Origin of the sequence: Promicromonospora sp. Marseille-Q5078 (assembly GCF_050315395.1) — a bacterium.
GTDB lineage: Bacteria > Actinomycetota > Actinomycetes > Actinomycetales > Cellulomonadaceae > Isoptericola.
This window is the reverse complement of sequence record NZ_JBNPQG010000001.1, coordinates 2,041,384-2,062,897: the sequence shown is the minus strand read 5'-3', so window position 1 is coordinate 2,062,897 and position 21,514 is coordinate 2,041,384. Positions and strand designations below refer to the sequence as shown.

18 protein-coding genes are annotated in these 21,514 nt (G+C 76.0%); 4 read left to right on the top strand and 14 right to left on the bottom strand.

The genetic code is table 11. The annotated features are described in order from the left end of the window. Positions 1–15: 15 nt before the first annotated feature. Positions 16–744, top strand: a complete 729-nt coding sequence (locus ACQFYA_RS09515) for an aminotransferase class IV (protein WP_499123413.1) — start codon at positions 16–18, stop codon at positions 742–744. On the opposite strand, the gene ACQFYA_RS09510 is transcribed toward ACQFYA_RS09515, so the two are convergent. Then, positions 741–1,916, bottom strand: coding sequence for an epoxide hydrolase family protein (locus ACQFYA_RS09510; protein WP_499123410.1), 1,176 nt, complete (start codon positions 1,914–1,916; stop codon positions 741–743). The two genes, ACQFYA_RS09515 and ACQFYA_RS09510, sit on opposite strands and share 4 nt — an antisense overlap. 104 nt (positions 1,917–2,020) lie before the next feature. On the opposite strand from ACQFYA_RS09510, the gene ACQFYA_RS09505 reads away from it, so the two are divergent. The 3 genes from ACQFYA_RS09505 to ACQFYA_RS09495 all read left to right on the top strand — a co-directional run bounded on the left by ACQFYA_RS09505 (position 2,021) and on the right by ACQFYA_RS09495 (position 4,572). Next, positions 2,021–2,620, top strand: a complete 600-nt coding sequence (locus ACQFYA_RS09505; RefSeq protein ID WP_499123407.1) for a CGNR zinc finger domain-containing protein — start codon at positions 2,021–2,023, stop codon at positions 2,618–2,620. A gap of 87 nt (positions 2,621–2,707) precedes the next feature. Next, complete coding sequence (locus ACQFYA_RS09500; RefSeq protein ID WP_499123404.1) at positions 2,708–3,724, top strand: ATP-binding cassette domain-containing protein; 1,017 nt, start codon at positions 2,708–2,710, stop codon at positions 3,722–3,724. Next, positions 3,721–4,572, top strand: a complete 852-nt coding sequence (locus ACQFYA_RS09495) for an ABC transporter permease (protein WP_499123401.1) — start codon at positions 3,721–3,723, stop codon at positions 4,570–4,572. The genes ACQFYA_RS09500 and ACQFYA_RS09495 overlap by 4 nt, the downstream gene beginning before the upstream one ends. Here ACQFYA_RS09495 and ACQFYA_RS09490 read toward each other — a convergent pair. The 13 genes from ACQFYA_RS09490 to ACQFYA_RS09430 all read right to left on the bottom strand — a co-directional run bounded on the left by ACQFYA_RS09490 (position 4,554) and on the right by ACQFYA_RS09430 (position 21,064). Further along, positions 4,554–7,976, bottom strand: coding sequence for an AfsR/SARP family transcriptional regulator (locus tag ACQFYA_RS09490; RefSeq protein ID WP_499123399.1), 3,423 nt, complete (start codon positions 7,974–7,976; stop codon positions 4,554–4,556). The genes ACQFYA_RS09495 and ACQFYA_RS09490 overlap by 19 nt on opposite strands. Positions 7,977–7,997: 21 nt before the next feature. Further along, positions 7,998–8,654 carry an NUDIX domain-containing protein gene (locus ACQFYA_RS09485; RefSeq protein ID WP_499123396.1) on the bottom strand — a complete coding sequence of 219 codons (657 nt, stop codon included), beginning with the start codon at positions 8,652–8,654 and terminating at the stop codon, positions 7,998–8,000. After that, complete coding sequence (pyrG, locus tag ACQFYA_RS09480) at positions 8,651–10,339, bottom strand: CTP synthase (RefSeq protein WP_499123393.1); 1,689 nt, start codon at positions 10,337–10,339, stop codon at positions 8,651–8,653. Before pyrG ends, ACQFYA_RS09485 begins: the two co-directional genes overlap by 4 nt. A 58-nt stretch (positions 10,340–10,397) precedes the next feature. Continuing rightward, entirely contained in the window at positions 10,398–12,020 is a 1,623-nt protein-coding gene (gene murJ / locus ACQFYA_RS09475; protein ID WP_499123392.1) for a murein biosynthesis integral membrane protein MurJ, read from the bottom strand. Positions 12,021–12,024: 4 nt separating this feature from the next. Then, the gene (locus ACQFYA_RS09470; RefSeq protein WP_499123390.1) at positions 12,025–12,909 is read right to left on the bottom strand and encodes a hypothetical protein; all 885 of its coding nucleotides are present in this window, start codon (positions 12,907–12,909) and stop codon (positions 12,025–12,027) included. After that, complete coding sequence (locus tag ACQFYA_RS09465; protein ID WP_499123389.1) at positions 12,909–13,907, bottom strand: copper transporter; 999 nt, start codon at positions 13,905–13,907, stop codon at positions 12,909–12,911. The genes ACQFYA_RS09470 and ACQFYA_RS09465 overlap by 1 nt, the downstream gene beginning before the upstream one ends. A 64-nt stretch (positions 13,908–13,971) precedes the next feature. After that, complete coding sequence (steA, locus tag ACQFYA_RS09460) at positions 13,972–15,165, bottom strand: putative cytokinetic ring protein SteA (RefSeq protein WP_499123386.1); 1,194 nt, start codon at positions 15,163–15,165, stop codon at positions 13,972–13,974. A gap of 5 nt (positions 15,166–15,170) precedes the next feature. Beyond that, positions 15,171–16,928, bottom strand: coding sequence for a DNA repair protein RecN (gene recN, locus ACQFYA_RS09455; RefSeq protein WP_499123384.1), 1,758 nt, complete (start codon positions 16,926–16,928; stop codon positions 15,171–15,173). Between the two features lies 1 nt (position 16,929). After that, complete coding sequence (locus tag ACQFYA_RS09450) at positions 16,930–17,907, bottom strand: NAD kinase (protein ID WP_499123382.1); 978 nt, start codon at positions 17,905–17,907, stop codon at positions 16,930–16,932. Continuing rightward, positions 17,904–18,818 carry a TlyA family RNA methyltransferase gene (locus ACQFYA_RS09445; protein WP_499123379.1) on the bottom strand — a complete coding sequence of 305 codons (915 nt, stop codon included), beginning with the start codon at positions 18,816–18,818 and terminating at the stop codon, positions 17,904–17,906. Before ACQFYA_RS09445 ends, ACQFYA_RS09450 begins: the two co-directional genes overlap by 4 nt. Then, on the bottom strand, positions 18,815–19,051 hold the full coding sequence (locus tag ACQFYA_RS09440) for a hypothetical protein (protein ID WP_499123377.1): 237 nt from the start codon (positions 19,049–19,051) through the stop codon (positions 18,815–18,817). The genes ACQFYA_RS09445 and ACQFYA_RS09440 overlap by 4 nt, the downstream gene beginning before the upstream one ends. 229 nt (positions 19,052–19,280) lie before the next feature. Beyond that, the gene (locus tag ACQFYA_RS09435) at positions 19,281–20,294 is read right to left on the bottom strand and encodes an HAD-IIA family hydrolase (protein WP_499123375.1); all 1,014 of its coding nucleotides are present in this window, start codon (positions 20,292–20,294) and stop codon (positions 19,281–19,283) included. Continuing rightward, entirely contained in the window at positions 20,291–21,064 is a 774-nt protein-coding gene (locus ACQFYA_RS09430; protein ID WP_499123373.1) for a hypothetical protein, read from the bottom strand. Before ACQFYA_RS09430 ends, ACQFYA_RS09435 begins: the two co-directional genes overlap by 4 nt. Positions 21,065–21,514: the final 450 nt, after the last annotated feature.

Sequence of the window (21,514 nt, the reverse complement as noted above, 5' to 3'; positions counted from 1 at the left end):
CGCTACGGTGCTGGCGTGCGTATCGAGGTCGACGGCCGCCCCGCGACGGCCGAGCAGGTCGCGGCCACCGACGGGCACTTCACCGCCATGCAGGTCCGCGGCGGCGGCGTGCAGGGCCTGGAGCACCACCTGCGACGCCTCGTCGCCGCCCACCGGGAGATCTTCGACCGCCCGCTCGACGACGAGCGGGTCCGCGGGCTCGTGCGGCACGCACTCGACGGGCAGGAGGACGCGTCGGTGCGCGTCGTGCTGCGCGACCCGGACCACGTCGCCGTCCAGGTCGGCGATCCCCGCCGCCCGCCGTCCGTCCCGCAACGGCTGCGCGCCGTCCCGTACCTGCGCCCGTTCGCGCACCTCAAGCACCTCGGGGGCTTCGCGCAGGCCGAGTGGGCCCGCCGCGTCCGCCGGGACGGCTACGACGACGCCCTGCTCACCGGACCGGACGGCGCCGTGGCCGAGTCGACGATCGCGAACGTCGGGTTCGTCGAGCCGGACGGGAGCATCGTCTGGCCCGCCGCCCCGCACCTGCGCGGCACCGGCCTCGCACTCGTCGAGGAGACGACGCCGGGCCGGCGCCGCCCGGTCCACCTCGACGGTCTGGGCGGGTTCGCCGGCGCGTTCCTGGTGAACTCGATCGGGATCGTGGCCGTCGCGTCCGTCGACGGGAGCGACCTGCCCGACGCGACGGCGCACGTCGGCGCGATCCGGCAGCGGGTGGCCGCCCTGCCCTGGGACCTCGTCTAGGACGCGCGGGCGGCGAGCACCGCCGCGAGGCCCTCCTGCACGTCGGTGACGAAGTGCTCGGGCACCTCCAGCGAAGGGAAGTGCCCACCGGCCTCGGGCGTGCGCCACCGGACGATCCGTCGGTAGCGCTCCTGCGCCCACGGGCGCGGGCACTTCTCGACGTCGCGGGGATACATGGTGAGCGCCGCCGGCACGTCGACGCGGAGGTCGGGGTCGAGGGAGTCGTGGCTCTCGGCGTAGAGCCGGGCCGCCGACGCGCCGGTCCGCGTCAGCCAGTACAGCGTGACGTCGTCGAGGACCTTGTCCACAGGGATCCGCTCGAACGGGCTGTCCTCGGTGTCCGACCACTCCGCGAACTTGTCGAGGATCCAGGCCAGGAGCCCGACCGGCGAGTCCACGAGCGAGTACCCGATGGTCTGCGGCCGGGTCGCCTGCTGCTTCGCGTACGCCGCGCGGAGGCGCCAGAAGTCGCGGGTCTCCTCGGCCCACCGTCGCTCGACCGCCGTCAGCCCGTCCGTCGGCAGGCCCGGAGGACCCTCCGCGAAGGTCGTGTGGATGCCGAGGACGTGCTCCGGGAACCTGCCGCCGAGCACCGTGGTGATGTTGCCGCCCCAGTCGCCGCCGTGGGCCACGAACGTGCGGTAGCCGAGCCGTCCCATCAGCTCCACCCAGGCGGCCGCGATCCTCTCGGTCCCCCACCCGGTGGTCGCCGGCCTGTCGCTGTAGCCGAAGCCCGGCAGCGACGGGACCACGACGTGGAACGCCGGGGCGTCGGCGTCCGCCGGGTCCGCCAGCTCGTCGACGACGTCGACGAACCGCACGACGCTGTCCGGCCAACCGTGCGTCAGGAGCAGAGGGGTGGCGTCCGCGCGGGGCGAGCGGCGGTGCAGGAAGTGGATCCCCAGGCCGTCGACGGTCGTGCGGAACTGGCCGATCTCGTTCAGGCGCGTCTCGAACGAGCGCCAGTCGTACCCGGTGCGCCAGTGGTCGACGACGGCCACGAGGTCGGCGAGCGGGACACCCTGGTCCCATCGTCGGCGGCCGGACGCGGCACGGTGGAGGGTCTCGGCCTCCGGCAGCCGCGCGGCGGCCAGCCGCGCGCGCAGCTCCTCGAGCTCGGACTCGGGCGCGTGGGCCTCGAACGGCTGCACGTCGGTCGACCGGGGGTTCATGAGGAGCTCCTGCCGGGGTGGGGGGACGACCTGTGATCGGTTGGAACCGGCACCAACGGTTCTACCAGCCTCGACGCCGGCACGCAACCGGCTATGGTGGTTCCATGCCCACCTCGTTCCCCGACTTCCGTCTCGGCAGGGTGCTGGCGACCAGCTTCACGGCGACCCTGACGGAGCGTCAGGGCGACGCGGTGGAACGCATCCCCACGCCCGGCCGGCTCGTCGACTGGCTGGCGGTGAGCGGTCTCGCCGTCGAGTCCTGCACCCCCGGCCAGCTCGACCGCGCGCGAGAGCTGCGGGAGTCGATCCACGCCGCCGCGACGGCGGCCGCGCGACGCGAACCCCTCCCCGAGCCCGCCGTCCGGGTCATCAACGACTGCAGCACGCAGGGCCGGGCCGCGGCGGTCCTGACGGCCGAGGGCGCCCGGCACTGGCGCCTCGGGTCGACCTCGGCCGTGACGGACGCCCTGGGCGTGATCGCCGCCGACGCGATCAGCATCGTCGCCGGCGAACGGGACGGGAGGCTGGCCCTGTGCGCGTCGCCGACCTGCCGGGCGGCCTTCTTCGACACCAGCCGGAGCCGCACCCGCCGCTGGTGCGACATGAACACGTGCGGGAACCGCGAGAAGAAGGCGCGCTTCCGCGCCGCCGCGCACGACCGCTCAGGACCAGGATCGGGATCGGGATCGGGACCGGCGACGTAGCCACGCCCTCGCCGCGTGACGGCGCCGCGCGAGGCCGTGACAGCGCCGTGACAGCCGGCTGCGAGCGCCGCCGCGCAGGGTGGAGCCATGACCACCACCGCGATCGAGGCCGAGGGCCTCGTCAAGATCTTCGGCGACAACCGCGCCGTGGACGGGGTCGACCTCCGGGTCGCCACCGGCACGGTCTACGGGGTGCTCGGCCCGAACGGGGCCGGGAAGACCACCACGATCCGCATGCTGGCGACCCTCCTGCGTCCCGACGCCGGCCGCGCCTCCGTGTTCGGCCACGACGTGGCGCGCGAGCCGTTCGTCGTGCGGCAGCTCATCGGCGTGACGGGCCAGTACGCGTCCGTCGACGAGACGCTCAGCGCCACCGAGAACCTCTTGCTGTTCTGCCGCCTCAACGGCCTCAAGGGCGCCGCCGCGACGCGCCGCACCCGTGACCTGCTCGAGGAGTTCCACCTCACCGACGCCGCCGCGCGCCCGCTGAAGAACTTCTCCGGCGGCATGCGCCGGCGCCTCGACCTCGCGGCCAGCCTCATCGCCCAGCCGCCGCTGCTCTTCCTGGACGAGCCCACCACGGGACTCGACCCGCGCACCCGCGCGCAGATGTGGGAGACCATCCGCCGCCTGGTCGAGACGGGCTCCACCGTGCTGCTCACCACGCAGTACCTCGACGAGGCCGACCAGCTCGCCGACCGCATCGCGGTCATCGACCGCGGGCAGGTCGTCGCGGAGGGCACCGGCGACGAGCTCAAGTCGTCCGTGGGGCAGCAGTCCCTGCAGCTCACCCTGTTGCAGCCCGAGCACCTGCCGGCCGCGCTCGAGGCCGTGCAGGACGTGCTCGGCGTCGCCGCCACCCCGTCCCCCGAGGCGCGCCGGCTCACCGTGCCCGTCGCCGACCCGGCCCGCGTCACGGACCTCCTGGTCCGTCTGCGCGGCGCCGGCGTCGACCTCGACGGGCTGTCGATGGACAAGCCGACCCTCGACGAGGTGTTCCTGACCCTGACCGGCCACGACGCGACCGACCAGGCCACGACCGACCGAGCCACGACCGACCGAGCCGCGGCCGGCTCCCCCGAGCTCGAGGAGATCTCCGCATGACCACGCTGACCACCGCCCCCGCGGCGCCCGTCGCGCCCGGCGGGCGCATCGTCCCGGGCGCCGCACGCACCCTGCGCAACCGCGTCACCCTCCGCCAGGGCGTCGCCGACTCGCTCGCCATGGCTCGCCGCGGCCTGATCAAGATCCGCCGGACGCCCGAGCAGCTCATCGACGTCACCGTGCAGCCGATCATCTTCACGCTGATGTTCACGTACATCTTCGGCGGCGCGATCGCCGGCGACGTGGCGAGCTACCTGCCGATCAACATCCCCGGCATCCTCGTGCAGACCGTCATCACGACGTCCGCCGTCACCGGCACGCAGCTGCGCGAGGACATGGACAAGGGCGTGTTCGACCGGTTCCGGTCCCTGCCCATCGCCCGCATCGCCCCGCTCGCGGGCGCCCTCCTCGCGGACACCGTGCGCTACCTCATCGCCACGACGCTCACGATCGTCATGGGCCTCATCATGGGCTGGCGGCCGGGCGGCGGCGTGGGCGGCGTCCTGCTCGCCGGCCTCCTCGTCGTCGTGTGCGCCTGGTCGCTGAGCTGGATCTTCGCCTTCCTCGGCGTCGTGGCCCGGTCCGCGTCGTCCGTGCAGGGCATCTCGTTCCTGGTGCTCTTCCCGCTGACGTTCCTGTCGAACGCCTTCGTCCCCGTGGACACCATGCCCGGCTGGCTGCAGGGCTTCGTCAACGTCAACCCGGTGTCGCACCTGATCACCGCCGTGCGCGACCTGGCGAGCACCGGCTCCGTGACGGGCCAGGTCGGGATCGCGCTGTTCAGCTGCGCCGTCGTCGTGGCGATCTTCGCCCCGCTCGCCGTGCGGAGCTACATGAAGAAGGCCTGAGCAGCGCCGGGCCCGAGCTCCTGGCCCGCCTCGCCCGCGAGGCGGACCAGGAGCTCTTCCGCGCGCGGCACCAGGTCGCCGCGGCCCAGCGCGGCGGCCCGCTCCTCGGCCGCTCGCACCACGTCGGCGCCGGCATCGCCGAGGGCGTCCACCACGGAGTCCCGCAGACGACGCGTCCGGAGGGCGGGCAGGTCCTGGCGCGCGCCGAGCCGACCTGCGAGCGCCAGCAGCTCCGCACCCGCGGCCACGCGGTCGGGGTCCGGCCGCCCCGAGCGCCCGTCCCCGAGGCAGGCCCAGTACGCGACGCCGACCGACGACGTCGCGAGCACCGGTCGGTCGACGAACCCGCGGCCCCCGCCACGCACCCGGCGCCCCACCTCGACGATCCGCCGCACGAGGCCGTCGTCGTCCTCCGCGCCCGCCTGGACCCGCCGCACCAGCGTGGCCGACGCCGCCATGAGGAACCACGGGGCGGCGTCCCCCGGGGGCTGTCCCGCGCCGAAGGCCGTCACCGACCGCGAGAAGTGGGCCAGCGCCGCGTCACGGTCCCCGCGCAGCCACGCCACCTCGCCCCGCCCGAGCTCGAGCACCGCGACGGTCTCCGTCGCCTGCGCGCCCCGGGTCCCCTCGAGCGCCTCGGCCATGCTCGCGACCGTCGCCTCGGCCGCCGGCAGGTCCTCCAGCGTCAGCGCCGCGCTGAGCTCGATCCACTGGACCTGACGCTGCATCTCGTCGGCGCCGATCGCCAGCAGCCCGTCGCGCGCCGCGGTGACCCAGCCCGCGGCCGCGGAGGCGTCGCCCTGCTCCGCCATGAAGGAGGCCACCACCATCGCCGTCATCGCGGTGGCCGCGGGGTCCTCCAGCCGGCGGGCGACCTCGTGGGCCGTCCCGGCGAGCTCCACGGCGCGCGTCAGCTCGCCGTCGTTCTCGCGCTGCTGCGCCTCGAACATGTGCGCCAGCAGCGACGTGTACCCGTCGTCCGAGCGCTGCAGCCGTGCGAGGACGTCGGCGACCTCCTCCGGCGACCGGGCCAGGACCAGGCCGGCCAGGTCGCGGGTGCGCGTCCCCACGGACCGGCTGGTGCGCAGCAGCCGGCGCAGGCGTGCCAGCGGCCGCGCCGCCCGCTCGGGCGCCCCGAAGACGGAGGCCCCGGCGATCACCACGAGGGCGATCGCGGTGGCGTCCGCGTGCTCCTCCGGGACCGGCCAGCCGGCGAGCGAGTCGAGCACGACGGGGGCGAGCCCGACGACGCGTTCCTCGGCTCCCCGCGAGGTCCAGCTGCCGAGCAGCGCGACGAAGCCGTGCACGACGGCGTCCGGCCTCCCCCGGTCCACCGCGCGGCGCACCGCGAACAGGAGGTTCTCCTGCTCGCGGGCGAGCTCGGCCACCGCCTCGCGCTGCCCGGGCGTCAGCAGGCGCGAGGCGCACCGGCGCGCGACCGTGGTCGACCACCCGAGCACGGCGTCCTCCGTCGCCGCCTCCTCCCGGGAGGCGGCGAGCCGCAGCAGCCCGAACTCCCGCACGGTCTCGACCATGCGGTAGCGGGTCGCCCCGTCGGCCTCCTCGACCCGCACCAGCGACTGCAGCACGAGCGCGGCGACGTCGTCGTCCACCTGCCACCCGGACGCGTCGGGCACCAGGGCCCGTGCAGCCTCGGCCGAGAAGCCGTCCGGCAGGACGGCGGCGCGCCGCCACAGCGCCTGCTGGCCGGCCGTGAGCAGGTTCCAGCTCCAGTCCAGCACCGCCTCCAGCGTGCGGTGCCGGTCCGGGACGGAGCGGTCGCGCACCCGCAGCAGGGCGAACCGCTCGTCGAGCCTGGCGTCCACCTCCGCGACGCTCAGGGTGCGGACGCGCGCGGCCGCGAGCTCGATCGCCAGCGGCAGCCCGTCCAGGCGCTCGCAGAGCCGGGCCACCGCCCCCGGCTCGAGGAGGGCGTCGGGGCGCACGGCGCGGGCCCGCTCGACGAACAGGCGCACCGCGGGGCCGCCGTCGGCCTCCGCCAGGTCGGAGCCGAGCGGCTCCGGCGCGTACGTGACCTCGCCCTCGAGCAGGAGCGGAGTGCGGCTCGTGGCCAGCACCTGCAGCCCCGGGGACGCGTCGAGCAGCGTCGCGGCCCACCGGGCCGCGCCCTCCACCACGTGCTCGCAGTTGTCGAGCACCACGAGGGCGTCGGCGTCGCGCAGCCGGGCCGCGACCTGGGTCGCCAGGTCGCCGGCCTGGAGCCGCTCGGCCAGACGTAGCGAGCCGGCCCCGGGCGCGAGGCCGAGGGCGTCCGCGAGCGCCAGCACGACGTCGTCGTCGGCGCGCACGCCGACCAGCTCGACCACGACCACCAGCGCATTGCGCGCCACGGCCCGTCGGGCGACCTCCTGCGCGAGCCGGGTCTTCCCCAGGCCGCCCGGGCCCAGGACCGTCACCAGGCGAGCCGCGCCGAGCGCCTCCAGCACAGCGGCGACGTCGTCCTCGCGGCCGAGCAGGGGCGTCGGGTAGGTCCGCAGCCCGCGGGCGGTGCCGACCCCCAGGGCAGGCGGTTCCCCGGCGGCGACGCCGGCCGCCGACCCGGACGGGCCCGCACCCGGCGGTGCGCCCGGCCCGGGCTCGGCCCCGTGCTGCGCGACGGCGGCGGCGAGGCGGTCGTACAGCGCGGCCGTCGCCGGGCCGGGCTCGCTCCCCAGCTCGCGCACCAACACCGACCGCAGGCGCGTGAACACGCGGAGCGCCTCCGCGGGCCGGCCGAGACCCCCGAGCGCACCCATGAGCGCGCGGGCCGCGTCCTCGTCCGTGGGGTCGGCGGCGACGTCCGCCCCGGCGAGCTCGGCGACCACGGCATGCTCCCCCGCGGCCTCCGCCGCGTCCCGGCGCACCACCCGCAGCTCGTCGCGCCAGCGCTCCGCGACCGTCGCCAGCTCGCGCGCCACGGCGGCGAACTCGCCGCCCTCGAGGTCGGTGCCGGGCGTCCCGGACCACAGGCCCAGCGCCCGCCCCGCGACGGCCGCGGCGACCGCCGGGTCCCCCGAGACGATCTCCCGGCGGGCGGCCGTCAGCGCGTCGCGCACCACGGCCAGGTCCGAGGCGACGCCCAGGGCGTACCCGGTCTCGGTCGCGCGCACGACGCGGCGCCCGGACACGGCACGCAGGCGCGAGACGAGGTTCTGCAGCGCGGCCCGCGGGTCGGCGGGGAGGTCCTCCTGCCAGAGCCGGTCGACGAGCGTCGTCGAGGACATCCCGTGGTCGCCCGCGAGGGCGAGGAGCACGACCAGCGCCGCCGACCGCGCCCCGCGGGGCGACCGGCCGGCGCCGTCGGGCCCGAGGACCCGGACGGGGCCCAGCACGCGCACCGCAGGGCTCCCCGACGCCGCCGGGGCGTCGTCGGGACCGGCGGCTCGGTCGGTGGCGTCACGCACGCCTGTGGAGCCTACCGGCCCTCAGGCCCCGCGCCGGGAGGGCCAAGGCGCGTCCGCCGGCCGCAGGGACGCCCAGCCCCCCGCCCGGCTCGCCGCGGCGGCGAGGACGCCCACCACGGCGGACGGGTTGTGCAGGCTGCCGTCGAGCACCCGCGCCACCGCCTCGTCGAGGGGCACCCAGCGCACCTCGATGCCGGCCTCCTCGGCCGTGCGGGTGTGGCGGGAGCCGGCCGGAACGTCGCCGAGGCCGCGGGCCAGGAAGATGCGCACGGCCTCGTCGCTGCTGCCCGGCGACGACGCGAAGTCGGCCAGGACGTGCCACTGCTGCGCGGTCGCGTCCGCCTCCTCGGCGAGCTCGCGCGCGGCGGCCTCGACGGGCGGCTCGCCGTCGACGTCGAGCAGGCCCGCGGGGACCTCCCAGAGCTGCGCCCGCACGGGGTGGCGGTACTGGCGCAGCAGCAGCACCCGGTCGGCGTCGTCCAGCGCGACGATCGCGACCGCCCCGGGGTGCACGACGTACTCCCGGGTCACCGTGCCCGCGTCGCCGAGGTCGACGTCGTCGCGCACCAGGTCCACGATCCGGCCGCGATGCAGCACCTCGCTGCGCACGACCGGGCGCGGGGCGGCCTCGTCGGCGACCGACGAGGCGCCCCCCGCCGCGGCGGGCGGCACCGTCACGCCTGGCCGCCCTGGCGCACGAGCGCCGCCGCGACCAGCCCCGAGAAGAGGGGGTGGGACCGCGTCGGGCGCGACTTGAACTCGGGGTGGGCCTGGGTGCTCACGTAGTACGGGTGCACGTCGGCCGGCAGCTCGACGAACTCGACGAGCTTCGAGTCGGGCGACGTGCCGGAGAACACGAGGCCCTCGTCCTCGAGCTGCGCCCGGTAGGCGTTGTTGACCTCGTACCGGTGACGGTGGCGCTCGGAGACCCGCTCGCTGCCGTACGCCTTCGCGACCACGGAGCCGGAGCCCAGGTGCGCCTCGTAGGCGCCGAGCCGCATGGTGCCGCCCAGGTCGCCGTCGCCGCCCACGATCGCGAGCTGCTCCGCCATGGTGGCGATCACCGGGTGGGTGCTGTTCGGGTCGAACTCCGTGGACGAGGCGTCCTCGAGGCCGAGCACGTTGCGCGCGTACTCGATGACCATCGACTGCAGCCCGAGGCAGATGCCGAGCGTCGGCACCAGGTTCTCGCGCGCCCAGCGCAGGGCGCCGATCTTGCCGTCGATGCCGCGCACGCCGAACCCGCCGGGCACCAGCACCGCGTCGACGCCCTCCAGCGCCTCCTGCGCGCCCGCCGGCGTCTGGCAGTCGTCCGCGGCCACCCAGCGGATCCCGACCTTGGTGTCGTTGTCGAAGCCGCCGGCGCGCAGCGCCTCGGTCACCGACAGGTACGCGTCGGGCAGGTCGATGTACTTGCCGACGAGCGCGATCTCGACGTTGTGCTCCGGCTCGTGCACGCGCTCGAGCAGGCGGTTCCAGCCGTCCCAGTCGACGTCGTGGAACGGCAGGTCGAGGCGCCGCACGACGTACGCGTCGAGGCCCTCGGAGTGGATGACCCGCGGGATGTCGTAGATCGACGGCGCGTCGGCGCAGTTGATGACGGCCTCGTTGTCGACGTCGCACATGAGCGCGATCTTGCGCTTGATGCCGTCCGGCACCACGCGGTCGGAGCGCAGCACGATCGCGTCGGGCTGGATGCCGATGGAGCGCAGCGCCGCCACCGAGTGCTGGGTGGGCTTGGTCTTCAGCTCGCCCGACGGGCCGATGTACGGCACCAGGGAGACGTGCAGGAAGAAGCAGTCGTCGCGGCCGAGCTCGTGCCGCACCTGGCGGGCGGCCTCGAGGAACGGCTGGGACTCGATGTCGCCGACCGTGCCGCCGATCTCGGTGATGATGACGTCGACGTCGGCGCCCGCCTGGTCGCGCATGCGGGACTTGATCTCGTCCGTGATGTGCGGGATGACCTGCACCGTGTCGCCGAGGTACTCGCCGCGGCGCTCCTTGGCGATCACGCGGGAGTAGACCTGGCCGGTGGTGACGTTCGAGGAGGCCGGCAGCTCGATGTCGAGGAACCGCTCGTAGTGCCCGATGTCGAGGTCGGTCTCGGCGCCGTCCTCGGTGACGAAGACCTCGCCGTGCTGGAAGGGGTTCATCGTGCCCGGGTCCACGTTGAGGTACGGGTCGAGCTTCTGCATCGTGACCCGCAGGCCCCGAGAGCGCAGGAGGCGCCCGAGCGAGGAGGCGGTGAGGCCCTTGCCGAGCGACGACGCCACACCCCCCGTCACGAAGATGTGTCGTGTCTGGTGCGTCGCACCTGTACGGCTGGAGGAGCGGGGCTGGAGTCTGTTCGCGGTGTCGGCCACGGAACTCCATCCTAACAGCGGCTCCGGCAGCGGCACGCGGGCCGCGCGGTGCGTCAGGTCACTCCGCGGACCTGGCGCGGCGCCGGACGATCCCCATGACGGCCGACCGGTCGACGAGCAGGGAGCCGCCGACCACGACGACGCCGGCGACGAGCGCGGCGAGGACGCCGACACCCAGCGCGGCCGGGATCCCCCCGTCCGGTGGCAGCAGCGCCCGGGACACCAGCGAGCCCGCCCAGGCACCCAGGGCGGTCAGCGCGACGAGCACCGCCACGGTGCGTGGCACGCCGCGGACGGCGTCGCTCCCGGCAAGGCGCCAGGTCGCGACCAGGAGACCTGCCCCGGCGACGGTCATGCCGATCGACGTGGCCAGGCCCAGCAGAGCGAGGACCCCGGGCTGGTCACGGGCCCCGGTCAGCGCGGGCAGCGCGAACGCCGCGACCGCGACCACCGCCCAGCCCGTCACCGTCACGGCCACCGCCGCGCGCTGCCGGTCGATCGTGTACAGCGCGCGGGACAGGTGCAGGATCAGCGAGAAGCCGAAGATCCCCGGGGCCATCCAGGCGACCGCGCCCCCGAGCCCGGCGACGGATCCGGTCGCGATCCCGGTGAACACCACCTCGACCGCTGCCGACGCCGCCACCAGGGCGGCGACACCCACGCCGGCGACCACGAGAAGCATCCGCGTCGTCGTCGCGAGGAGCCCCCGGAAGGCGTCGTGCCGGGCGTGCGCCACGTGCTCCGCCAGGCGGGGGAACGTGCTCGTCGCGAGCGGGAACGCGAGCACCGCGTACGGCAGGAGGTACACCTGCTGCGCGAACCAGTAGGTCGTGAACGTGGACTCCGGGCCGAACCGTGACGACGCGCCGAGCATGGCGAGCACGGACAGCTGCTGGGCCACGAGCGCGCCGACGCCGGCGAAGGCGAGGTTCCGGGCGCGCGCGCCCTCCCCGCCGGGGAAGCGCAGCGTCGGCCGCAGTCGTACGCCGGCGCGCAGCACCGGGGAGACGAGCGGCAGCGCGAGGACCGCGACCCCTGCCGTGGTGCCCCAGCCGAGCCACGCGATCGCCTCGCCGGACAACGCGGCCACGTCCTTCTGGTCCCCGTCGGCGAGATGCGCGAACACGAGGAACACGGCGATGACCGTCAGGCTCGACAGCAGCGGCGAGAAGGCCTGCCAGAAGAAACGCTTGTGCGCCTGGAGCACGCCGCCCAGCACGACCGCGATCCCGTAGAGCGGGACCTGGAGCGCGAACACGCGCACGAAGGTCGCGGTGACGTCGACCAGTTCGGGGTCCTGGGGCCACAGCACGAGGGAGATCGGGTGGGCGAGGATCGCGAGCAGCGCCCCGACCGGGACGAGGACGGCCAGCGTCCACCCGAGCATCGCCGACGCGATCCGCGAGACCTCGGTCCCCGCCCGCCGCACGATCGGGCCGGCGAGCAACGGCACCACGGATCCCGCGAGCGCCCCGCCGGCGGCCACCTCGAAGAGCACGTTGGGCAGGAGGTTGGCGGCCTGGTAGGCGGCGCCGATCCCCTCGGTGCCCACCGCGTTCGACTGCACCAGCGACCGGGCGAACCCGACCAGCCGGCTCGCCACCGTGACCACGGTGATCATGGCGGCGGCCCCCGCGAGCGTCTGGGTCGCGGCCCGCAGCCCGCCCGGGCGCGACGTCATGCCGTCACTCCCCCGTCGGAGCATCCTGTGCCATCGCGCCCTGTGCCGCCGCGTCCTCCCGGCGTCCCCACCGGTCCGCGCGGCGCAGCCACGGGGTGCGGTCGACGAAGGCCGAGAAGCTCACGCGCTCGGAGGCGAGGGTCAGCCCGACGACGGACGCCAGCGCGGCGAGCCGCACCGCGCGCGGGGCGCCGAACGCCCACTGCGCGCCGACGAGCGCGCCCAGCGCGTTCGCCCCGCCGTCGCCCAGCATGTCGCGCTCGGCGAGGTCGCCGGGAGCCGCGACGGCCGCGGCCCCGAGGACGACGCCGGTCGCCGAGCCCGCGCCGCCGCACGCGACGGGCAGGCTCAGCGCCGCGGACGCCTTCAGCGCGCGGCCCGGGCGCAGGTCGAGGAGGTTGAGGAGGTTGGCCGTGCCGGCCACCAGGGCGCCGTTCACCGCGACGTCTACCAGGTGCCCGGCCGCCCCACCGCGCCGCCGGGTGCCGATCGCGGCGCCGGCCAGCGCCGTCGCGCCGATACCGAGCACCTTGAGGCCGCCGGTCGTGAGGCGCCCCTCGGCGAGCGCCCCCAGGTGGCCTCGCAGCCCCTTGACGCGGGTGCTGGTGTCCTCGGCGAGGTCGTCCACGAGCCCGAACGCCGCCGCGCCGGCGGTGGCCACCGCCGCGCCGGCCCGCTCGCGGCCGCCGCCGGCGGCGAGCGTCCCGGCGACGAGCCCCGCGGCGACGGACGGCCCCTCGAGCATGCTCACCGGCTCGCCCCGGTGGTTCGTGCGGGTCCACCGCGCGGCCCCCCCGGGCGGGTCGGTCTCCAGCGCGCGGCGCACGAGCGTCGTGCCGGCCGCGGCCACCACGGCGCCGCGCAGCAGCGCCCCGATCCCGCCGGCCATCAGCCGTTCCCCTGCGGCGCGCCCTGCTCGACCACCGGCGGCAGCACGGTCGCGCCGTCCTCGAAGCCGTACTGGTCGACGGTGCCGGCCTCCTGGGCCGCGATCGCGAGCGGCACCACGATCTGCCCCGCGGTCTGCTCCACGCCGCTCACGGTGCTCACGAGGTCGGCGAGGTCGTCGTCCGCGCGGACCGTGGCGACCAGGTCGCCGTCCTGCGTCGTCGGGCCGGCCACGACCGACGTCCCCGCGATCTGCGCGGACGTCCCCGCCAGCGCCGAGAGCGCGCCCATCCCGGTCTGCTCCGGGTCGGCGTCCTGCGTCTGCGTGTCGTCGTCCTCCGCCGTGCCGCCGCCCGAGAGCAGCAGGATCGCGTCCGCCGGGGCGTTCGGCTCCGCCACCTGCTCCACGAGGCCCACCTGCTCCAGCAGGTGCTGCTGCTCGAGCGCGGCGTCGCTGAACGAGTCCGACTGCCCGGGGGCGGCGTCCGTCAGGGCCACGGTGAGCGACGCGGCGAGCAGCTCGGCCGTGCCGGACTCGCCGTCGATCACGCCGTCGATGGCGTCGTCCGGCAGCTTCTCGCGCAGGCCGTCCGCCACCGTCTCCCGCATGGTCAGCTCGTCGGCCGAGGTCCACGAACCCGCCAGGCGCTCCTGCGCGACGACCGTCCCGTCCGACGCGTCGAGCTGGTCGAGCACCGCCTGCCGCGTCGCGTCGTTCACCTCGTCGACCTCGACGACCGCGACGCGCTTGCCCGCGAGCGATCCGGCCACGAGCTGGTCGCCGGCGCTGTCGATGAACCGGCGCTGCTCCTCGGCGGTGGTCTGCGCCTCGCCGAGCTCCTCGCGCAGGGTGTTGCGCTCCGTGCGCAGCGCGTCGACCTGGTCGGTGAGCTGGTCGCCGATCGCGCCCTGCAGCGGGCCGGCACCGAGGATGATGCCCACCGCGAGGGCGAGGAACACGGAGATCAGCGAGACGAGGTGGTACCTGAAGTCGATCACGGTCGGCAGAGGTTCCTTCTGTCGGGTCGGGTGGGGCGGGCGCCAGGCGGGGTACGGAGGGACGTCACCCGCCGAAGAGGCTACCCACCCACGAGACGAGGTCGTCGATCCGGGCACCGACGATCCCGAAGATCGTCTGCCCCGCGGCGGTCGACCACAGCGCGGCGACGACGGCGGCGACGCCCGCCAGCGACAGCAGCGTGAGCTGCAGGTTGGAGATCCGGGTGCGGTACAGCCGCGACACGCCCTTGGCGTCCACGAGCTTGCCGCCCACCCGCAGGCGCGTGAGGAAGGTGCTCGCCATGCCGGCGCGCCCCTTGTCGAGGAACTCGACGAGCGTCGCGTGCGTCCCGACCGCGACGATCAGCTCGGCGCCCTTGTCGTCGGCGAGCAGCATGGCGATGTCCTCGCTGGTGCCCGTCGCCGGGAAGACCACCGGCTCGACGCCGAGCGCCTCCACGCGGTCGAGCCCCGGCGCGTTGCCGTCGCGGTAGGCGTGCACCACGATCTCCGCGCCGGACGACAGCGCCCGGTCGGACACCGAGTCCATGTCGCCGACGATCATGTCCGGCCGCCAGCCGGCGTCGATGATCGCGTCCGCGCCGCCGTCCACCCCGACCAGCACCGGCCGGTTCTCGGTGATGTAGGACCGCAGCATCGCCAGGTCCTCGCGGTAGTGGTAGCCGCGCACGACGATGAGCACGTGCCGGCCGTCGAACGTCGTCCGCACGTCCGGCACGCCGACGCCGTCGAGCAGGAGGTCCCGCTCGCGCCGCAGGTAGGTCATGGTGTTCTCGGCGAAGTTCTCGATCTCCGCGGAGAGGCCCTCGCGCGCCGCAGCCATGTCGACCTCGACCGTGTCCGGCGTCTGCCGGACCCCCTCGGCCACGGTGGTGCCGTCGACGCGGACGGCGCCGCCGTCGATGCGCACGACGGCGCCCTCGGGCAGCGACATCACCGCGGGCCCCAGGTCGTCGACCAGCGTGATCCCCGCCTCGATCAGGATGCCCGGACCCGCGTTCGGGTAGCGGCCCGACGTCGAGCGCGCGGCGTTGAGCACCGCGGCGGGCGCGACGGCCACGAGGGCGTCGGCCGCGACCCGGTCGATGTCGACGTGGTCGATGACGGCCACGTCGCCGGGACGCAGCCGCTTGGTCAGGTCCTTGGTCCGCGTCCCGACCCGGGCGGGCCCCGTCACGTCGGGGCCGTCGTCGCCGGCGTCGGGGGCGCGCTCGGACTTGCGCAGGATCATTCTCATCGCCCCTATCGTCCCACGGTGGAGGACTCCAGGAGCTCGACCGCGTGCTGGCGCGCGGTCGCGGACTCCTCCTGCCCGGAGAGCATGCGTGCGAGCTCGCGCACCCGGTCGTCGTCCGCGACCGCGCGCACGCCGGTCACGGTGACCCCGCCGTCGTCCTCGCGTGCGTCGTCGCCGCCGGACGTGGATTTCGTCACCACGAGATGGGTGTCGGCGAACGCCGCCACCTGGGCCAGGTGCGTCACGACGACCACCTGTGTGCTGCGGGCGAGCGTCGCGAGCCGGCGGCCCACCTCGACGGCGGCGCGACCGCCCACGCCGGCGTCGACCTCGTCGAAGACGAAGGTCGGCAGCGGGACGGCAGGGCGGCCGTCCCCGCCCGCCGACTCGAGCCGCGCGGTCGCCAGCGCGACCTCGACGGCCAGCATCACGCGCGACAGCTCGCCACCGGACGCGCCCTTGCCGAGCGGCCGGGCCGGCGCGCCGGGGTGCGGCTCGAGCAGGAACGACACCTGGTCGGCGCCCCAGGGGCCCGGCTCGTCGGCGGCCACGACGTCGACCACCAGCCGGGCGCCCTTCATCGCGAGGCCGGACAGCTCCTGCGTCACCGCCTCGGACAGGGCCTCGGCCGCGGATCGGCGCCCCGCCGTGAGCCGCTCCCCCGCGGCGGTCAGCTCGGCGTCCAGCTCGGTCGTGCGCTCGCGCATCGACGCGAGCCGCTCGCCGCCGTCGTCCAGGTCGAGGAGGCGCAGCCCGGCGTCGCTCGCCCAGCGCAGCACGTCGTCGACCGTCTCCCCGTAGCTGCGCGTGAGCGCGTTGAGCTCCGCGAGCCGGGCGTGCGCGGTCTCGAGGCCCGCGGGGTCGGCCTGCAGGTCGTCGACGTACGCCGACAGCTCGGTCGCGACGTCCCCCAGCAGGTAGCCGGCCTCCGCGAGCCGGGTCGCCTGGCCGCCGAGCGCCGGGTCGTCGTGCGCGGCCGCCTCGAGCGCGCGCCGCGCCCGCTCGACGGCCGCGACCGCGCTGCCCTCGGTCTCCACGTCGTCGCCCGCGACGGCGTCGTGCGCCTGCTGCGCGGCGACCCGCAGCTGCTCGGAGTTGCCGAGCCGCCCGACCAGCGTCGTGAGCTCGGCGTCCTCCCCCGGCCGCGGGTCCACCCGCTCGACCTCGGCGAGGCCCAGGCGCAGCAGCTCCGCCTCGCGGGCGCGCTCGGCGCCCCGCGCGGTGAGGTCCGCGATCTCGGCCAGCAGCCCGGCCCGCTCCGTCCACGCCGCGCGGTACGCGTCCAGCCCGTCCTGGTGGTCCGGACCGGCGAAGGCGTCCAGGGCCTCGCGCTGCTTCGCCGCCGTGCGCAGGCGCAGCTGGTCGGCCTGGCCGTGCACCGTCACGAGCTCGTCGGCGATCTCCGCCAGCACGGCCTGGGGCACGCCGCGGCCACCGAGGTGGGCGCGGGAGCGGCCCGCCGCCGCGACCGTCCGCAGCACGACGACCGTCCCGTCGTCGTCCACCTCGCCACCGGCCTCGTCGACCCGCGCCGAGACGGCGGGGTGGGCGGCGACCCGCAGCCGGCCCTCGACGACGGCGCCGTCGGCCCCGGGGCGCACGGCGGCGGCGTCCGCCTTGCCGCCCATGAGCAGCCCCAGCCCGGTGAGCACCATGGTCTTGCCCGCGCCCGTCTCGCCTGTGATGACGGTCAGGCCGTCGGCCAGCGACACCCGGGCGGCGCGGATCACGCCCAGGTTCTCGATCGCGATCTCCTCGAGCACCTCACGCCTCCTTCTCGTGCGCGGACCCGTCCGAGGGCCCGTCCTGCTCGGCCTGGTCCGCTCGATCCGGCGCCCGGTGGTCGGGCCGCTTCGCCGCCAGCTCCCGCCAGCCGACCACCGGCAGCGAGAACTTCGACACCAGCCGGTCGGTGAACGGCGCGTGCGAGAGGCGCGCGAACCGGAGCGGCAGCGCACCGCTGCGCACCTCGACCCACGACCCGACGGGCAGGTCGATGCGTCGTCGGCCGTCGCAGGTCAGCACCGCCGGGACCGGGCTGCGCTCGAGCACCTTCACGGTGTAGGTGGACCGCGGGCCGATCACCAGCGGCCGCGCGAACAGCGCGTGCGCGGACAGCGGCACCAGGAGCACGCCGTCGACCTCGGGCCACATCACGGGCCCGCCCGCCGAGAACGCGTGCGCCGTCGAGCCGGTCGCCGTGGACATCACCACGCCGTCGCAGCCGAAGGACGACAGCGGGCGGCCGTCGACGGCGATGCCCACCTCGACCATGCGCTCCCGGCTGGCCTTCTCCACCGTGGCCTCGTTGAGCGCCCACCCGGTCCGCGGCGTGTCCTCGCCGGGCAGGTGCACGGCGATGTCCACGACCGCTCGCTCCTCGACCTCGTAGTCGCGGGCGGCGAGCCGGCGCACGGCATGGCGCAGGTCGTCGCGCTCGCTCTCGGCGAGGAAGCCGACATGGCCGAGGTTGACGCCCAGCAGCGGCACCCCGGTGCCGTGCGTCAGCTCGGCGGCCCGCAGGATCGTGCCGTCGCCGCCGAGCACCATGACGGCCTCGGACTCCGTGACCCCCTCCCGCGCACGGGCGGCGGCCATGTGGTCGCCGAAGGACTCGGCCAGGTCGTCGTCGTGCAGCGCGACCTCGAACCCGGCCTCGGTGAGCTCTCGCACGGCCTCGGACAGGGCCGCCACGGCCTCCGGGCGACCCCCGTGGGTGACGATGAGGACTCGACGGCTCACGGTGCTCCTCCGATCGAGAAGACGGGCAGGACGGGCGGGACGGACGGCGGCGAGTCGGGCTCCCCCGGACTCCAGCCGACCGCCGCGGAGAGCGCGGCCTCGAGCGCGGTCCCGGTCGCGCCGTCGTCGGGCGGGCCGCCTCGCGCCGGGCGGAGCCAGCAGAAGTACTCGCGGTTGCCGCTGGGCCCGGGGAGCGGGCTCGGCACGACGGCGTGGGTCGCGAGGCCGTGGTCGGCCGCCGCGCGCACGACGGTGCGCACGGCCTCGGCGTGCAGGCCGGGGTCGCGGACCACGCCGCCGCTGCCCAGACGATCCCGCCCGACCTCGAACTGGGGCTTGACCAGCAGGAGTGCCTGGGAGCCCGGCCCGAGCACCGAGGCCAGCGGCCCGAGCACCAGCGTCAGCGAGATGAACGACAGGTCGCCCACGACGACGTCAGGGGCACGCTCGAGGTCCGCGGGGGTGAGGTCGCGCAGGTTGAACCCCTCGACCACCGTCACGCGGGGGTCGGCGCGCAGCGCGGGGACCAGCTGGTCGTGCCCGACGTCGAGCGCGACCACGTGCCGCGCCCCCCGCCGCAGGAGCACGTCGGTGAAGCCGCCCGTCGACGCCCCGACGTCCAGGCACCAGCCGCCGTCCACGGACCGCAGCAGGTCGCGGCCCTCCGGGTCCGCCTCGAGCGCGTCGAGCGCCCCGGCCAGCTTGCCGCCCGCCCGCGACGCGTACCCCGGGTCGTGCGGGTCCGCGAGGACGGTCATCGCCGCGCCCTCCGGCACGACGGTGGACGCCTTCGTGACCAGGCGGTCGCCCAGCCGTACCCGGCCCGCCCCGATCAGTTCGACGGCCTGGCGCCGGGAGCGGGCCAGGCCGCGGCGGACGAGCTCCGAGTCCGTGCGCGCCTCCGGCGTCACCGCGCCGGTCCCGCGTCCGGGCCGGTGTCGCCCTGCTCCTCCCGCCCGTCGAGGCGGGCGCGCAGCACGTCGTGGACGTGCGTGAACCGCTCGACGTGCTCCCCGACGGGCAGGTCGTCGAGGCCGTCCAGGCGGTCGAGCGCACCGGGCGCGGGCGCCTCGTCCGGCGACGGGTCCGCTGCGGGCGTGCCGCCGGGGCCGGCGGCTCCGGGCGTCGCCGAGTCCTGCGTCATGGTCCCTCCCTGCCGCTCGCGGTCGTGGTCTCGTCGCCGGCACCCGAGCCGGGTGCGCGCGGACCGCCGGGCCGAGGGCGGCTGCTGCTCCGGGAACGACGCCGCCGTCCGAGGTCCGGGACCACGCTACCCGCTGGCGCCGAGGTGTCGCGCACGACGCACAGCCCGCGACCAGGTCCGTCACGGACCCGTCGCACGGCGACGGACCTGGCCCCTGCGGCCGACCGGGTCAGGCCCGCAGCTCCGGGACCGTCGCCGGGTCGACCGGTCTGCCCGCGTCAGCGGCGTCCCACGCGGCCGCGCAGGCGGCACGCACCACATCGATCCCGTGCGGCCCCGACCGGTCCAGCTCGAGAGCCCCGTCCACGACGCGCGCGGCGCGGCCCTCGCACGTCCACCAGCCCTCCGCGGAACGCTCCGGACGCGGGTGCGCCTCCAGGAGCGCCCGCAGGTCGCCGCCGAGGTAGTCGGGCCGGAGCCCCGGCTCGGCCAGCACCGCGTCGCGGGCCGAGGACACGCCGGTCAGCACGTGCAGCCCGGGGTACCCGTCGGAGCGGGCGCCCGCGAGGTCGGTGTCGAGCCGGTCGCCGATCACGAGGGGGCGCTCCGCGCCCGCCCGCTCGACGGCCATCCGGTACATGGCCGGCGACGGCTTGCCGGCGCTGTCCGGGCTGACCCCCGTCGCGGCCACGACCGCACCCACAAGCGCCCCGTTCCCCGGGGCGAACCCGCGCGCCGTCGGCAACGACAGGTCGAGGTTGCTCGCGACGTGCCACGCGCCGCCCGCCACGGCGTAGGCGGCCTCGGCGAGGTCCTCCCACGCCAGACCCGGGGCATAGCCCTGCGCCACGGCGTCCGGGGCGTCGTCCGCCGAGCCGACGACCGTCAGGCCGGCCGCCGTGACGGCCGTCCGCAGCCCGGCACCGCCGATCACGAGGACGCGGGCACCGGGCGCGAGCCGCGTGCGGAGCAGCGCGGCGCACGCCTGGGCGGCCGTCAGCACCTCGTCGGCCCGCGTCGGGATGTCCAGGCCGGTGAGCTGACCGGCCACCTCCTCCGGCTCGCGCGACGCGTTGTTCGTCACGAACACCAGCCGCAGGCCCGCCGACCGCGCCCCGGCCAGGCTCTCCGCGGCGTGCCCGATCGGAAGGTGCCCGCGGTACGCCACGCCGTCGAGGTCGACGAGCGCGAGGTCGTGCGCCTCCGCGAGCGGGACGTCGCTGCGCCCCAGCGTCGCCGTCATGCGCGCCCCTCGTCCGGCGCGCTCGCCTCCCCCTCCGGTGCCTCCGGGTCGGCCTCGGGGACCTCCTCGGACTCCGTCGTCCCGCCCTCGGATGTCAGGTCGTCCGCAGCCTCGTCTTCCGCAGCCTCGTCGTACATGTCGAACACCACGACGTCGTCCTCGTCCGCAGAAACGCCCGAGGCCCGCTCGAGCGCGGCCGGGTCCACGCCGGCGAGGAGCTCGGCGGCCTCCTCGACGCGCCCTGCGGCCTCGAGCGCGGCGGCGCGGGCCTGGAGCACGCGCACGCCGAGGTCGCCCCGACGCTCGGTGGCCGGGATGCGGTCGAGCACCGCGAGGGCCGCGTCGTGCTCGCCGAGATCGGACCGTGCCCCGCTCGCGACGATCGCCAGCTCGGTGCGCCCCTCCGCGTCCAGCGTGCGCGCCTCCTCGCTCGCGGCGAGGGCGAGCGCACGCTCAGGACGCCCGAGGCCGCGCTCCGCGTCCGCCATGACCGGCAGGTGCTCCGAGGAGCCGTTCAGACGTCGCACCGTGCGCAGCTCGCGCAGCGCCTCGGCGAACCGGCCGGTGCGGTACGCCGCGATTCCCGCGGCCTCGCGCACCACGTCGACCCGGCCGCCGCGACGCACCGCCGCCTGGGTGTGCTCGTACGCCCGCTCGGGGTCGGCGTCGAGGAGGCGGCCCGCCATCACCAGGTGCAGGCCGATCTTCTCCGCGTTCTCCTTCGTCAGACCACGCAGCCGGCCGCGGACCTCACGCCCCAGCTGCCCCATGGTCACGTCCTCGTCGATCTCCGGCTCGACGACCCGCGGGCGCCGCTCGGCGCCCGTCGCCAGGCGTGCGGGGCGACCCGCACCACCGGAACGTGCCGGGCCACCCGAGCGGGACGGGCCGGAGCCTCCGCGGGCGGGGGCGCCGGCGCGGCCTCGATCTCCGCCGCCGCTGCGCGCGCCGTCGGCACGATAGCCCTGGCGCGGTCCGCCTCCACGCGAGTCACGCGAGTCACGCGAGTCACGCGAGTCACGCGAGTCACGCGAGTCACGGCGATCGCCCGAATATCCCCGGCCGTCGCGCGAACCGCTGGTTCGTTCCCGGTCGTCACGACGGCCACCGGTGCGCTCCCGGTCGTCGGGACGCCCGTCGTACCGCCGCGCACCGCCGCGCGCGGGACGGTCGTCCCCGCGGCTCGTGGAGCGCTCGTCGCGACGGTCGGGCCGAGAGGT